Source organism: Propioniciclava sp. LT432 (assembly GCF_059515965.1).
This window is the reverse complement of the sequence record NZ_JCAKNE010000022.1, coordinates 78,953-92,499: the sequence shown is the minus strand read 5'-3', so window position 1 is coordinate 92,499 and position 13,547 is coordinate 78,953. Positions and strand designations below refer to the sequence as shown.

11 protein-coding genes are annotated in these 13,547 nt (G+C 71.0%); 3 read left to right on the top strand and 8 right to left on the bottom strand.

Going from position 1 to position 13,547, the window contains the following annotated elements:
* Positions 1 to 17: 17 nt before the first annotated feature.
* The 3 genes from AC5YDV_RS13560 to AC5YDV_RS13550 all read right to left on the bottom strand — a co-directional run bounded on the left by AC5YDV_RS13560 (position 18) and on the right by AC5YDV_RS13550 (position 2,983).
* Positions 18 to 1,073, bottom strand: coding sequence for an IS110 family RNA-guided transposase (locus tag AC5YDV_RS13560; RefSeq protein ID WP_496182335.1), 1,056 nt, complete (start codon positions 1,071 to 1,073; stop codon positions 18 to 20).
* Between the two features lie 252 nt (positions 1,074 to 1,325).
* The gene (locus AC5YDV_RS13555; protein WP_496183784.1) at positions 1,326 to 2,261 is read right to left on the bottom strand and encodes a hypothetical protein; all 936 of its coding nucleotides are present in this window, start codon (positions 2,259 to 2,261) and stop codon (positions 1,326 to 1,328) included.
* Positions 2,261 to 2,983, bottom strand: a complete 723-nt coding sequence (locus tag AC5YDV_RS13550; protein WP_496183785.1) for a hypothetical protein — start codon at positions 2,981 to 2,983, stop codon at positions 2,261 to 2,263. The genes AC5YDV_RS13555 and AC5YDV_RS13550 overlap by 1 nt, the downstream gene beginning before the upstream one ends.
* Before the next feature lie 256 nt (positions 2,984 to 3,239).
* Between AC5YDV_RS13550 and AC5YDV_RS13545 the strand changes: the two genes are divergently transcribed.
* Positions 3,240 to 3,680 carry a hypothetical protein gene (locus tag AC5YDV_RS13545; RefSeq protein WP_496183786.1) on the top strand — a complete coding sequence of 147 codons (441 nt, stop codon included), beginning with the start codon at positions 3,240 to 3,242 and terminating at the stop codon, positions 3,678 to 3,680.
* A gap of 19 nt (positions 3,681 to 3,699) precedes the next feature.
* Here AC5YDV_RS13545 and trxA read toward each other — a convergent pair whose 3' ends face one another.
* Positions 3,700 to 4,017 (bottom strand): thioredoxin, encoded by a 318-nt coding sequence (gene trxA / locus AC5YDV_RS13540; RefSeq protein WP_496183787.1) that lies wholly within the window; start codon positions 4,015 to 4,017, stop codon positions 3,700 to 3,702.
* Positions 4,018 to 4,100: 83 nt separating this feature from the next.
* Here trxA and AC5YDV_RS13535 point away from each other — a divergent pair, with 83 nt between their 5' ends.
* Positions 4,101 to 5,183, top strand: a complete 1,083-nt coding sequence (locus tag AC5YDV_RS13535; protein ID WP_496183788.1) for a HEAT repeat domain-containing protein — start codon at positions 4,101 to 4,103, stop codon at positions 5,181 to 5,183.
* 157 nt (positions 5,184 to 5,340) lie between these two features.
* On the opposite strand, the gene AC5YDV_RS13530 is transcribed toward AC5YDV_RS13535, so the two are convergent.
* Complete coding sequence (locus tag AC5YDV_RS13530) at positions 5,341 to 6,120, bottom strand: HEAT repeat domain-containing protein (protein ID WP_496183789.1); 780 nt, start codon at positions 6,118 to 6,120, stop codon at positions 5,341 to 5,343.
* A 114-nt stretch (positions 6,121 to 6,234) separates the two neighbouring features.
* On the opposite strand from AC5YDV_RS13530, the gene AC5YDV_RS13525 reads away from it, so the two are divergent.
* Positions 6,235 to 6,939 carry an MOSC domain-containing protein gene (locus tag AC5YDV_RS13525; protein WP_496183790.1) on the top strand — a complete coding sequence of 235 codons (705 nt, stop codon included), beginning with the start codon at positions 6,235 to 6,237 and terminating at the stop codon, positions 6,937 to 6,939.
* Between the two features lie 18 nt (positions 6,940 to 6,957).
* Here AC5YDV_RS13525 and trxB read toward each other — a convergent pair whose 3' ends face one another.
* The 3 genes from trxB to AC5YDV_RS13510 form a co-directional block, all read right to left on the bottom strand.
* Positions 6,958 to 7,929 (bottom strand): thioredoxin-disulfide reductase, encoded by a 972-nt coding sequence (gene trxB, locus AC5YDV_RS13520; protein ID WP_496183791.1) that lies wholly within the window; start codon positions 7,927 to 7,929, stop codon positions 6,958 to 6,960.
* A 90-nt stretch (positions 7,930 to 8,019) separates the two neighbouring features.
* The gene (gene murJ, locus AC5YDV_RS13515; protein ID WP_496183792.1) at positions 8,020 to 11,529 is read right to left on the bottom strand and encodes a murein biosynthesis integral membrane protein MurJ; all 3,510 of its coding nucleotides are present in this window, start codon (positions 11,527 to 11,529) and stop codon (positions 8,020 to 8,022) included.
* The gene (locus AC5YDV_RS13510; RefSeq protein WP_496183793.1) at positions 11,522 to 13,543 is read right to left on the bottom strand and encodes a hypothetical protein; all 2,022 of its coding nucleotides are present in this window, start codon (positions 13,541 to 13,543) and stop codon (positions 11,522 to 11,524) included. The genes murJ and AC5YDV_RS13510 overlap by 8 nt, the downstream gene beginning before the upstream one ends.
* Between the last annotated feature and the right edge of the window lie 4 nt (positions 13,544 to 13,547).

Sequence of the window (13,547 nt, the reverse complement as noted above, 5' to 3'; positions counted from 1 at the left end):
CATGCGTTTCTCCTATGTCAAGCGGCTGCCGGGATGCAGGTCCCGAGGGTCGCTTCGTGGTCGGTCTTCAGGGTGTTGTAGACGATGCGGGCGAGGCGTCGTTTGAGGCAGCGCAGGGCTTCGGGGGTGGACATGCCCTCGGCCTTCTTCCGTTCGTAGTACACCTTCCCGAGGCCGCCTGCCAGCCGGATCTGGGTGAGGGCGATCCGATGGATCGCCACGTTCAGCTGCCGGTTGCCGGACCTGGTCAACCGGACCCGTCCTTCGGTCCGGCCAGACCACACCGGGATCGGTGCGATCCCGGCATGCCGGGCGAACTTGGCCTCGGTCGCGAACCGCGTGACACCTGCTGTCTCGCCGACCAGCTTGGCCGCGGTCAACACCCCGCAGCCAGGCATGGCCACCAACGAAGGGGCCACCCTGACCACCGAGGCGGCAATCCTGCGCTCCAGCTCGTTGACCCGACGCGTGAGCGCAACGACGTCGTCGAGCTCCGCCAAGGCCAACTCGGCCACGATCCCCGGCAAACCCACCAGCCACCCACGCAAGGCCTGTTGGGTGGCCTGACGGTCAAGCGACCGGGGCGCCGGCACACGCTCGGGGTCGAGTTCATGGATCCGCCACAACAAGCTGTTGATGATCCTGGTCCTGGTCGACACCAACGATTCCCGGTAGTCAACCAGCAGTTTCAACTCCCGTGACCCCTCATCGTGCGACGCAACCGGCAGATCGGGTTCCCGCAAGAACGCCCGCGCCACCGCCAACGCGTCGATCGGATCAGACTTCCCCCGCGTCCGTGCGACCCGACGCTGCTCGGCCATCATCTTCGGCGGCACCCGCACCACCTTCTGCCCGACCGTGAGCAGGTCACGTTCCAAGCGGGCCGACAGGTGCCGGCAGTCCTCGATGGCCCACACCAACTCGGCCCCGAACTCGCCGGTGGCCCAGGCCCACGCCTTCGCGTGCCCCTCGCTGGTCGCTTTCACCGTGAACTGGCCCAGCTTGCGGCCGACCTCGTCGACCGCAACGAACGTGTGGGCCTGCTTGTGAACATCCACACCAACGACAACCATGGTGGTTGCCTCCTTTCACCTGATCAGTGGAGGACGGTCGGAACCGGTCGGCGGACACATCTCAGTGGGGGCGATGCCACGCTCCTATCAAGTCACGCCGGCCGGTTCCTTCCCACCAGCCGACGGCAAAACGCATGGACGCCACATCCCCACAAAAAGGACTCCCGGCACGAAGCCTAAGAACCAGCCGACTGATGGTCAGGATCCAACCACCGCAACCGCGGTACCACCACCCTGACACTGACCCGAAGCCTAGTCCGGGGTGGACAGGATGCCGGTGACCTGCTCGACCAGCCGTTCGGCGGGGACCACCCCGTCCGGACCGGGGTTGCGGGAGACGTAGTTGTGGGGGCCGTCGTGGTGCACGGGACCGCCGGGCACCACGGTGACCTTGCCGTCCCGGAGCGCCCGGTGCCACGCGGATCCCCGCATGAACGGCCAGCGCCCGGGGAACGCGATCGGCCCCAGCAGGCGCAGTCGGTCGCGGGAGCCGCGGATGTCCCAGAGGTGGACGATGTGGTCCAACCCGGGGTCGTCGCCGAAGATCCCCCCGAGGGAGACGACCGAGACCTGAATGCCGAGGTGCCGCAGCATCGTCGCGGACCCGATCGCCATCTGCGCGCCGCCGGAGAAGCCGATGACGGTCACGGGCGTCCCGCAGCCGGGGGTCCAACCGTGGCGGTGCAGGGCCCGCCAGATCTCCTGCGCGAGGCCGGCGTTGATCGTGGGTCCGTAGCGGTGGTCGGCCGACACCATGACCTGCAGGACGTTCCGCAGGTGGATCAACTTCGGCGCCACACTCTGCCGCCGGATCCGGCGCAGCTTCGCCAGCCGTCGCCACAGCCACGCGGTGGCGCGCTGGAGCAGGCCGCGGTTGTCGACCGAGTAGGGGAACACCTCGGCGATGATCCTCACCCGGGGCAGGCGGGCGGCCACGGCGTCCAGCACCTCCTGCTCGCGCCCGGACACGCTGTCACCGTCGACGACCCCCACCCCGGAGAGGTAGACCACGAAACGGTCGGGCAGGTCTCGGGGCACCCCGGGCGATGGGGCCCGGGCCACCCGCGCATAGGTGCGCTGCATCTCGATCGCGCCCCGCGTGGACCACCAGCGCAGCGACTCGAGCGGCGCGAGCAGGGCGAACGCCAGGAGCAGGGCGAACATGGAGCCCAACAGCCAGACCCACATCACGCCTCCTGGCGGTGCCGGAGGGCGGACTGGGCCTCGGCTTCTGGCGGGGCCTCGGCTTCTGGCGGGAACGAGGCATCGACCGGGACGAACGGCGTCCCCGCGAGGATGTCGCGGGCCGTCAGGAGCACCGGCCGCCCGGACGCCAGCGTCCAGGCCCGCGAGCCCAGCCAACCCAGCGGCGCGGCGAGGACACGGGAGAGCACCTGCACGACCAGCCAGCCGGACGCCGCCACCAGCAACGCCTGCCACACGGGGAGGTGGTACGCGGCGCCGAGCAGCAGGAACAGGATGATGAACGACCACGCCTCCAGGACGCGCCCGAGCCCGATGCCGACGTGCGGAAGGAACGTCAGCGCGTTGAACACGTGCGGCGCCATCGCCAGCAGGAACACGGTGACGACGGTTTCGACGGGAAGCGACCGGCCGGTGACGAGCCACGCCACGGCCCAGGTGATGAGCGCCTCGATGCAGCGCAGCACCGCGAAGTACACCAGCCCCACCAGGGCGGCGATCGCGACGCGCAACCCACTGATCCGGTTGAGGAACAGCACCGAGCTCTGCCCCACACCGATGGACGCCCACGCCAGGACCGCCACCCCGAGGGCCTGCCACAGCAGCGCACCGGACGCCAGGTCCTCGGCCACGGACGCCTCGCGCGTGAGGACGTCCCCCACCAGGGTGAGCGTGGCCGCGAGCGCGGCGAGGACGTCGGGCATCACGGGGTCAGGCTAACCCGGTTCACAGCCAACCCCGTCCCCGCGTGACAGCGCGCGGGACGGTCAGCTCTGGGCCTCGGACGCCTTGCGCGTTGCTGCCTGAGAATCTCAGCGCGGGGTAGTACTAAAGCCTGAGAAACTTGCCCTGGTCATACCAAAGTATGAACTCACCTTGTGAGGCTGGGTTTCGAGGTCAACTTTGGTTCCAATTGGGGCAAATGGCCTGTGCCCGACCCTGAAAGTTTCTTAGGATTGGGTCATGCGCATCCCCACGGCTCTGGACTCGATGGCCCGGTGGCTCGTCTTCACGTTGGCGGGCGTCTCGGTGTTCGTCATGTTCCCCGGCTGGCAGTTCTCCGCACCCGCGTTGGCTTCCACCGGATGGCCGGTCGCGCTACACCCGCTCCAATGGTTCGCGGTCGTGATGATCGCCTCGGCGTGGGTGCTGTTCCTGGTCCACGTCGTCCGGCTCGCCCGGGTCTGCGCACGCGACACCGCCGCGCTGGCCCTCGGGCTGGCGTCCGTGGTGGCCGTGGCGGTGACGCTGCTGGCCGTCCTGGTGGGGACGCCGACCACCATCGTGGCCGCCTTGGTCGTGATGGTCGTGCTGCACGTGGCGATGTGCGTCCGCGTCGACGCGCTGGTGCGGCGTGCCGAGGGCCGGCCGCGCCCCGGCGTCCGGGCCGCCGCCATCGGCTGACGCACCGGCCCGGGGACGATCAGAGGTACGCGTCGAGCGCCTTGAGGATCGCGCCCTTGCTCTTGCTGCCGGTCAGCGACTGGACGAGCTCGCCGTTCACGAACAACTGCAGGGTCGGGATGCTCATGATGCCGTAGCTCATCGGCGTGTTCGGGTTGTCGTTGGTGTCGAGCTTCAGGAACGTGATCTTGTCGCCGTACTCCCGGTCGAGTTCCTCGACGATGGGGGCGATCTGCTTGCACGGAGCGCACCAGTCGGCCCAGTAGTCGACGAGAACGGGCTTGCTGGACTTCAGGACCTCGTCGGCGAACGTGGCGTCGGTGACGGCGGCGACCATGGGGTACTCCTCGTGCAGGGATCGGAAGGGCCTCCATGCTAACCCCCGCCCCCGACGATTCATTCCGCCAGTAACCTGCGTGGGTGGAGTGGCTGAAGATCGGTGAGGTGGCCCACCGCACGGGGCTGACGCACCGCACCCTGCGGCACTACGACGACCTGGGACTGCTCGTCCCCTCGGGCCGGTCGGGTGGTGACTACCGCCTCTACGCCCCGGAGGACCTTGAACGGCTGCTCGCCATCCAGCACCTCAAGTCGCTCGGACTGGGGCTCGAGCAGATCGGCCAGGCCCTCGACGACCCTGACTTCGACGCCGCGGACACCCTCGAGCGCCACATCGCGCTCGTCGAGGGACGCATCGCCGCCGAGCGGGACCTCCTCACCCGCCTCGAACGGCTCCGGGACGCCGCGGGTGCGGGCTGGGACGAGGTCCTCGACGTCATTGCGCTCACCGAACGGTTGCGCCACCCGGACGCCTGGGTGCGGTTCCGTGCCGCGCTGGACGCCCCCGACGACGCGCCTTTCGACACCCTGCTCGACCTCCTGCGCACCGACCCCGCGGACAGCGTTCGCGAGGTGGCCACGTGGGCCGTGGTGCGGCAGGTGCACGCGGCGGAGGATCCTGCGCCGTTGCTCGAGCGGCTGGTCGCCGAGTTGGCCGACCCCTCGCCCCGGGTGCGGCGGCAGATGGCGCACGTGCTGAGCAAGATCGCCCACCCCAGTTCGGTGCCGGCCCTGGCTCAGTTGCTCGCCGACCCCGACGGTGACGTCGCGGCGAAGGCGGCCTTCGCGCTTGGACAGATCGGCGACGCCGCGGCGATCGACGCCCTGGCGGGGGCGCTCGGCCGCGGTGCGGCTCAGGTGGGCGCCGCGGTGGTGGGGGCGCTGGGCGACATGGGTCCCCGGGCGGTGGATCCGGTGATCGCACGGTTGGCCGACGACTCCGCTGCGACCAGGGCAGACGCCGCTGAGGTGCTGGGTTCGTTGGGTGATGACCGCGCCGTCCCATCGCTGGCCATGGCCGTCGGGGACCCGGTCGAGGACGTGCGCCTCGCGGCCCTGATGGGGCTGGGCGCCATCGGTGGTCCGGACGCTGCTCGTGCCATCGCGTCCGCGTTCGACGCTCCCGGACGCACCGGGTCCTTGGCCCGGAGGTTGGGCGCGTAGGACCTGGGTCTCGCGAGGGAGGAGCTGACATCGCTGGCCGCTGGAGCCCTCTGGCCGCGGCATGTCGCCCACCTCGCTCCCCGAACGTGCTTGCACCCGGGACAAGTCCATCAGCACAAGCTCGTTTGGGGAGCGAGGTGCCACCGCTACCTCCCGATCAGCCGAGGAACCGCTGGGCGACCTTGGCGACGACGGGATCGTCGGCCTTGGTCAGCCCACGCAGGGCATCGTGGGCGCTCTCGCCCAACTGGCCCAGCGCGGACACGGCCGAGAGGCGCACGGCGTCAACCGGATCACCGACCAACGCAATGAGCGGCTCGACGGCCGCGGCGGCATCCTCGCCGAGGTGGCCCAAGGCGTCGGCCGCGTGCTCGCGCACCTCGGCGTCCGTGTCGGACAGCGCCTTCACCAGTGCCGGGACGGCCTGCTCCCCGAAGCGGTGGAACGCCGCGGTCAGGGCGTCCTTCTGCAGTGCGTCGCCGTCCCCGAGGCGTCCGCTCAGGGCATCCAAGGCCTTCTCGGCCCGCTCGCCACCCGAGTGAGCGACGGCGCGGTACGCCTTGAGGGCCACGTCGATGTCCTCGTCGGCGACCAGCGGGGTCAGCGCGTCCAGGTGGGCAGGGTCGCCCACCTTGCTGAGGATGTGCGCGCCGGTGCGCCGCAGGTGCGGGTCGGCGTCGGTCAGCATCTCGAGGACCTCGGGGAGTGCGGTGTCGATGTGCTGCACGGTCGCCCAGGTCAGCGTCTCGTGGACGCCGCAACCCGGGGTCTCCGCGCGGAGACGCGCCAGGAGGGGCGGGACGACGGCAGGGTCCTTCATCGCGCCGAGGGTCATCGCGGCGTAGCGCCGCTCGGACTCGACACGCGCGCCGGACGTGCCGACGTCAGTGGGCTGGTCGAGCATCGCCAGCAGTTCTTCAGTGGTGTGGTTGTTCATGGGTTGTCCACCTCCTGATGAAGAACGTAAAGCCTCACGCGACGTGAGACTCAAATCGCCTCGTCAACTGTGCCTCGTCCAGTTCCACCACACCCGCACCACTACGCTCCCGCCATGACCGCACGCGTCCGCTCGACGAACCTGGCCCGGCCGAAGCCCGATCCGCGGACGCGACGCCTCACCGGGATCGACAAGCACCCGGTGCCGTCGATCGAGGTCTTCGCGCCCGGGCCGTCCTACGGCGACGGCTCCGGCGTGGTGGGCGACCTGATCGGCGACGGGGCTCACCACGGCGGTGCCCACAAGGCGGTCTACGCGTTCAGCCGTGAGGAGCTCGACGCCTGGGAGCGCGACTTGGGCCACGGCCTCTCGGACGGGATGTTCGGCGAGAACCTCACCACCGAGGGGATCGACCTTGAGTCCTTGCTCGTGAACCAGCGCGTCCGGGTCGGGGACGAGGTCGTCCTCGAGGTGTCCCTTTCCCGGCAGCCGTGCGGAACCTTTCAGCGGCACCTGGGCGAGTCTGCGTGGGTCCGCCGCTTCGCCGAGCGCGGACGGTGCGGCGCCTACTTCCGGGTCGTGGTCCCCGGGGTCATCCGCGCGGGGGACCCGATCGAGGTCCTCGAGCCACCCACCCACGACATCGACCTCGTCACCCTGTTCGCCGCCGAGATGGGGGCCGAGGACGCCGCGGCTCGCGTCGTCGCCGCTCGCTGCCTCCCGGCCCGGTGGCACCAACGCATGGCCGACCGCCTCAACGGAACGGGCACCGGCCCGCGCAACCCGATCCTGGCTGAACCCGAGCCCTCGGCGGGCTGAACCCGAGCCCTCGGCGGATCACTCCGCGCGGGCGAACGCCTTCTCGGTCAGGACCGCGTCGGCGAGGCCGGCGAGGTAGCGCTCGGCGTCGAGTGCGGCCGAGCACCCGGTGCCGGCCGCGGTGATGGCCTGGCGGTAGGTGTGGTCGACGAGGTCGCCGCAGGCGAAGACACCCGGCGCCGACGTCTCGGTCGAGCCCGGCTTCACGAGGACGTAGCCCTCGGCGTCCAGATCGACCTGACCCTTGACGAGCGCGGAGCGGGGGTCGTGACCGATGGCCACGAACACGCCCTGGACCTCGAGGTCGCGGGTCTCCCCGGTCACCGTGTCGCGCAGGGTGATCGACTCGACGGACTTGTCACCGTTGATCGACTCGACGACGGAGTTCCACGCGAAGTCGACCTTGGGGTCGCCCTGGGCGCGCGCCGCCATGATCTTGGACGCGCGGAGCTCGTCGCGGCGGTGCACCATCGTGACCGAGGTTCCGAAGCGCGACAGGAAGGTCGCCTCCTCGACGGCCGAGTCGCCGCCGCCGATGACGGCGATGGGCTTGTTGCGGAAGAAGAACCCGTCACACGTGGCGCACCAGGACACGCCCTTGCCGGACAGCTTGTCCTCGCCCGGGACGCCGAGGCGGCGGTAGCCCGACCCCATGGCCAGGATGACGGCCTTGGCGCGGTACTCGTTGCCGGCGCCGTCCTTGACGACCTTGACCGGGCCGGTCAGGTCGACCTCGGTGACGTCGTCCTCGATGAGCTCGGCGCCGAAGCGCTCGGCCTGGGCCTTCATGTTCATCATCAGGTCGGGGCCCATGATGCCCTCGGGGAAGCCGGGGAAGTTCTCCACTTCGGTCGTGTTCATCAGGGCGCCACCGGCCTCCACCGCACCGGTGAAGACCAACGGGGCCAGAGCTGCGCGGGCGGCGTAGACCGCTGAGGTGTAACCGGCGGGGCCGGAGCCGATGATGATGATCTCGCGGACGTCGTTCATTCCATCCCTTTTCACTCGTGTTCACCGACCAGCCTAGTGATCTGTGTGACGCCCCGAGCAACGCTCGGGAAGCCCCGTCTATTCCCCCCGTCAGGCGGAGACGCGCACCTCGTGGATGGCACCCCGGAAGTTCGCGCCGTCGCGGGGCAGGGACGTCAGGTAGACCAGCACCCAGCGCGTCCGGACCGGGGTCTCGAGCCTGACGTCGACCGCACCGGTGGACGCCGTGAACTCGCCGATGCGGCGCCAGTCGTCGCGGGCGTTCATGGGGGGCTCGGTGACGTCCGGGTCGGCGGGGACGCGGATGTCGACCGAGGTGGCGCCGGAACCGACGTCCACGGTCACCCAGCCGACCTCGCGCTCCTGGCCCAGGTCGACGATGACGCCGGCGCCGGGCTTGCGGCCGTTGAAGTTGGCCGATCGTCCGTAGCGTTCGGTGGTCCACGCGGTGGCGGGATCGCCGTCCATCACGAAACGCACCTGGTCGGGGTTCTCGCGTCCGTCACCGCCGTCGCCGGACGGGTCGAAGTCCCGCGCCGCGGCCAGCGCGTAGGGGGTGGACGGCGTGGGGGGCAGCGCCCGCGACTTGTTGTACTGGTTGGTGAAGACGGCGATGAGGCTGCCGACCAGGACCAGGGTGAACGCCGCGAAGAGCAGTGCCTGCCAGCGTCGAGGTGGGTCCTGCGGCGCCTGCTGCGACACCGTCACCGTCGAACGGGGCGGTGGGATCGGGGTGTAGGGCTGGGACACGTCGTCGTCCACGTCGTCGATGTCGTCCAGCCAGAAGGCCTGCGTGGAGACGTCCTCGCCGGCGAACTCGTCCGGCGACTCCGGGCCCCAGGGCGAGGCGGGCCGGTCGTCGGAGCGCGTGTGCAGGGCTCCCGTGGGTTCGTCGCGCCACACGTCGTCCAGGAACGGCTCACTCAGCGAGGCACTCGCCGCCTCGGCGGCCACCGGCGCGCCGGAGGCCTCGGCCACGGGGGGCGGGGGAGCGGTGAGCCGGACCGGCTCGGTGGGCATCCTCAGCCGGTTCTCCAGGAGGTGGGCGGCGTCCGCCCCGCCCAGAACGGCCGAGAGCGCCACCGCGACGTCGGACGCCGTGAGGAGCGGCGTGGCGCGCCCCCGGGGCACCGGCGACAGGATCCGGTCGACGATGTCGGACAGCTCCATGGACACCAGGTGGTTCACCTGGCGCGGCAGGACGAGCCGGCCCCAGCTGTCCACCGGCGCGGCGGGCAAGCCGTAGCGCGCGCCTCCGGGCCAGCGACCGGTCAGGCTGGCGTACAGCAGCTCACCAAGCGCCCGGACGTCCGCCTTCTCGGGGTCGGAGTCGGGCCCCGCGGGGTGGAGGGCGTTCTCGACGAGGAACCCCACGATCTTCACGTTGCCGGACGCCGTGACCACGACCGTGTCGGGGTTCAACTGCTGGTGGTGGAGCCCTTGGGCGTGCATCGGCACCAGGCCGGCCGCGACCTCGCGGACGACCCAGGCCGCCTCGACGTCCGTCAGCGTGCCGTGCCGCAGGGCCAACTCCAGGGACTGCCCGGGCGCGTACTCGCACGCGATGTAGGAGCCGTGCTCTCCGGTCTCGTCCAGCACGGCGTCCCACACGCGTAGGTAGCGGGAGTCGATGGCCTGCGCCGCCTGGCGGGCTTGGTCGAGGATCTCGAGCACGCGGGGCTCGGCGGGGTCCAGCAGGTGCAGGAGCACCGGACGGGAGAGCTTGAGGTCCCAGCCGCGCCAGGTCACGGTGGTCCTGCGCCGGTTCAGGGGCTGGTCGAGGCGGTAGCGGTCGTCGAGCACCTCGCCGGGGCGGTTCAGCGCCTCGATGCCCGCGGGTTCGGGCTGGGTCGGCCCCAAGGCCTCCGGGTATTCCAGGAGCGCGGACTCCGTGGGGTCACCGACGGCCTCGGCGACCGCGCCGGGGCCCTGGGTGGCGTCGTCCGTGGACGAGGCGCGCCGGCGGCGCAGGGCTGCGATGAGGTCGGTGGTCTCCCGGACGCCCAGCCGCTTCGCGATGAAGAAGAAGCTCAGCACGACGACGAGCACGGACCCCACCAGCGTCGCGGCGGTGACCAGCGTGGAAGAACCGTAGCTCCACCAGGCGGCCACGCCGGCGAGCGCAGCGCCCGGCGCGACCGCCAGCGTCAGCTGGGTGATGTGGCGCACGAGGGCGTTCCCGGAGATGCCCGGCAGGTGACGTTTGAGGGAGCGGTGGGTCAGCACGGCCCCGATGAGGTAGGCGACGGAGTAGGCGATCGCCAGGCGTGCCGCCACGGTCGAAGGGTCGGCGATGGCCCACACCAGCCCGAGGCCGAGCGCGATGTTGGCGATCGAGATGGCCAACTGGAGGAAGAAGGGGGTGCGCGTGTCCTCGAGGGCGTAGAAGCCGCGCAGGTACACGTACTGGATCGTGAACGGGATCAGCCCCAGGGCGAACCCCATGAGCGCCCACCCGAAGAACATCCAGGTGTCGGCGTTGGTGCCGTGCCCGAAGGCGACCTTGAAGAAGGGCAGACCCAGCGCGAGGAACCCGAAGGCGGCCGGCACCATGAAGGTCAGCGCGAGCCGGAGGGTGCGCATCGTCTCGGCGCCGACGCCCGCCATGTCGTGGACGGCCGCCAGCCGGGACGCCGAGGGCAGCATCGCCGTCGCCAGCGACACCGTCAGCAGGGAGTGGGGGAGCAGCCACACCAGGTAGGCGGTGTTGTAGACCGCGATGCCGGCGCCGTCGCCACTCTCGGCGGCGAGGGTGGCGTCCGACCCGAGCTTGCTCACCACGATCTGGACGACGGTCGTGAGCAGGACGTACCCCAGCATCCACTTCGCGAGGTGGAACGTCTCGCCCAGCCCCTGGCCCTTGAGGTCCCAGCGTGGGCGGTAGTGGAACCCGATCGACCGCATCGCCGGGATGAGCGCCAGCGTCTGGACGACGATGCCCAGCGTCGACCCCAGGCCGAGGGTGAGGACCTGGGCGTCCGTGAAGGCGCTGTTGCCGGCGTTCGTGCCCCACAGGGCGGCGTAGAGGCCGAGCACGGCGATGCCGACGACGTTGTTCAGGATCGGGGCCCACATCATCGGGCCGAACTTGTCGCGCGCGTTCAGGTCCTGGCCGATGAGGAAGAAGGCCCCGTAGAAGAAGAGTTGCGGCATCGTGAGCATGCCGAAGAAGACCAGCTGCTGCCAGTGGGCCTCGAAGCCGGGCTCCCGCCACGTGGACGACGTCCACAAGGAGAGGACGCCCGGTGTCACCGCCGTGAAGAGGATCGTCGCGATCGCGAGCACCACGATGAACGCCGTCATGACGCGATTGATGAACGCCTCGCCGCCGTCCTCGTCGTTGCGCGCGTGCCGGACGATCTGGGGCACCAGCACGGTGTTGAGGGCGCCGCCGGCGAGGATCATGTACAGGGTGTTGGGCACCTGGGTGGCGAGCTGGTAGCTGTCCGCCTGGGTGGTGGCGCCGAAGACGAACACCAGCAGCATCGCCTTGACGAAGCCGAGCACCCGGCTGACGGCGGTGCCCGAGGCCATCACCGCCGTGGCGTTCAGGAGCCGCTTGTTCGACGCCTGAGCCTCCGGGGCCCTGCCCTCAGCCATCCTCACCCTTCCGCTTCTTGCGCACCTGGTGGAGCCGGTGCGCCGTCGTCGCGACCAGCACCACCCCGGAGACGATCACGATGATCCAGCCGATCGTTCCGAAGTTGGTCGTCTCGACCACGATCTCGCGGTCAGGGGTCAGCCTATGGCCGCTCGGCGTGCTGGCGTGGACGCTCGCCCGGACCACCCCACCTCCCGCGGCGTTGGCCTGCAGCATGATGGTGCTGGACGCCCCGGGCGCGACGGTGACTTCGTCCGGTGCCGTCAGGCGGATGCGTTGGGGGTTGTCGGACACCACATCGATGCGGATCGTGACTGTGTCGATGAGGTGGTTCGTCACCGTGATCGGGAACTCGGACGCCCCGCCCGTCATCGAGAAGCGGCCGGACGCGTCCAAGCTCACCATCTGACCTGTGGCGCTGCCGAGCCGGTCGCCCAGCGCGTCCAGCCAGGCGTCGAGCGCGGCCGGGTTGTCGTTCCACCACCGCGAGGCTGCGCGCGCGGTCTGGACGTCCACCAGCGACCCCACGCCCGCGGTCGGGGCCGCCTCGCCGTAGGCGACCATCAGCCGGCGGAGGTCGAGGACGCGGGCCAGCCGGCCGGCGTCCAGCGCGGACGAGGAGCTCTCCGCGGTGGGCACCCACGCCTGGGCCGGCCCGGTGAGCACCTCGTCGAGCGTCCCCTGCCGGAAGCCCTGGGGCAGTGCGGCGCTGCGGCCCGCCTCGGACGCCTGCTCGGCCGTCCGGATCCAGCGGACCTCGCCGCCCGCCGCCCGTGCCACCGCGAACCGGGCGGCCCGACGGGTGAGCTCGTTGTCGGGCAGCAGCGGAGACGTGACCTCCGGGACGCCGGAGGTGCGGGCCACCAGCACGTCCACGCCGTCCAGCGTGGCGCGGACGGTGGGAGCCGGGGCGTCCACCGCGATCACCGGACGGCCCAGCTCGCCCGCCAGGCGAAGGACCTCGTCACTCGGCGAGTCGACCACGGTGAGGGGTGCCATGCCCTCGGGCGGGGCCTCACCGGTGGCGCGGAGGGCGCCCAGCAGCGTGGCGTCGTCCAGGCGGGCCACCGCGGCCAGGTCGGGGGAGCCGAGGAGCGTCACCGCGCCGGAGCGTGAGAGCGCGTCGAGACGGGCCAGCCACGCCTGGGCGTCCGCTTGGCCCGTCCCCGCGGCGCTGTTGCCCCCGTCGGCCCGGACGCGGTACCCGTCGGCCATGTCCTCGAGCTCGACGAGCAGCGACGGATCGACGACCCAGCTGACGTCACCGGCCTCGGCGCGGTCCATGAGGGCGTCGAGGTGACCCTCGGTGATGTCGGCGACGAGGGCCTCGTCTGTGAAGAGGTCCTGCTTCACCTGCCGCGGTGGGGCCGAGAACTCCACCACCTGGACGAGGGGGATCGGGGCCGAGGGGAGCGACACCAGAGTCCGTGCGGAGCCGAGTGCTGTGGGCCGGGACGCCCCCACCTGGGACGTCCCCACGTGGCCGCTCACGTCCACACCCACCCACCAGGTGGCGTCCGTCTGGGTCAGGCCGAGGGCCTTGAGCGAGCCCGACACGGTGAACGGCCGGGAGGCCCCCGGGGCGAGCGCGTCCGCGTCGGCCGCGATGACGACCTGGTTGGCGGGCTCGACGACGCGCGCCGTCCCCCGGGTGGTCGTCGGGGCGGACAGGGCGCCGACCACGGCCGGGGGTGAACGCAGCAGGGCGTCGGAGCGCCAGAGGGAGACGGCCACGTCCGACAGCGGATCGGTCGTCCCGTTGGTGACGGTCCCGGCGAGGACCAGCGTGGCGCCATCGACCTCGGCGGACGCGATGCTGACGGTCGCGGCGGAGGTCGCCGCCAAGGTCGATGCCGGGATGGTTGGGGTGGCCGCGCGCGTCGTTCCCGCCGGCGGCGTCGGCGCGGCACCACCCCGTGCGGGGGGAGCGGCGGTCAGGCCGAGGGCCACGGCGGCCACCACCAGGATGGAAGCCAGCCGGGCGCGCCGGTGGCCGGGCTGGGGCGTGGTCACCCGC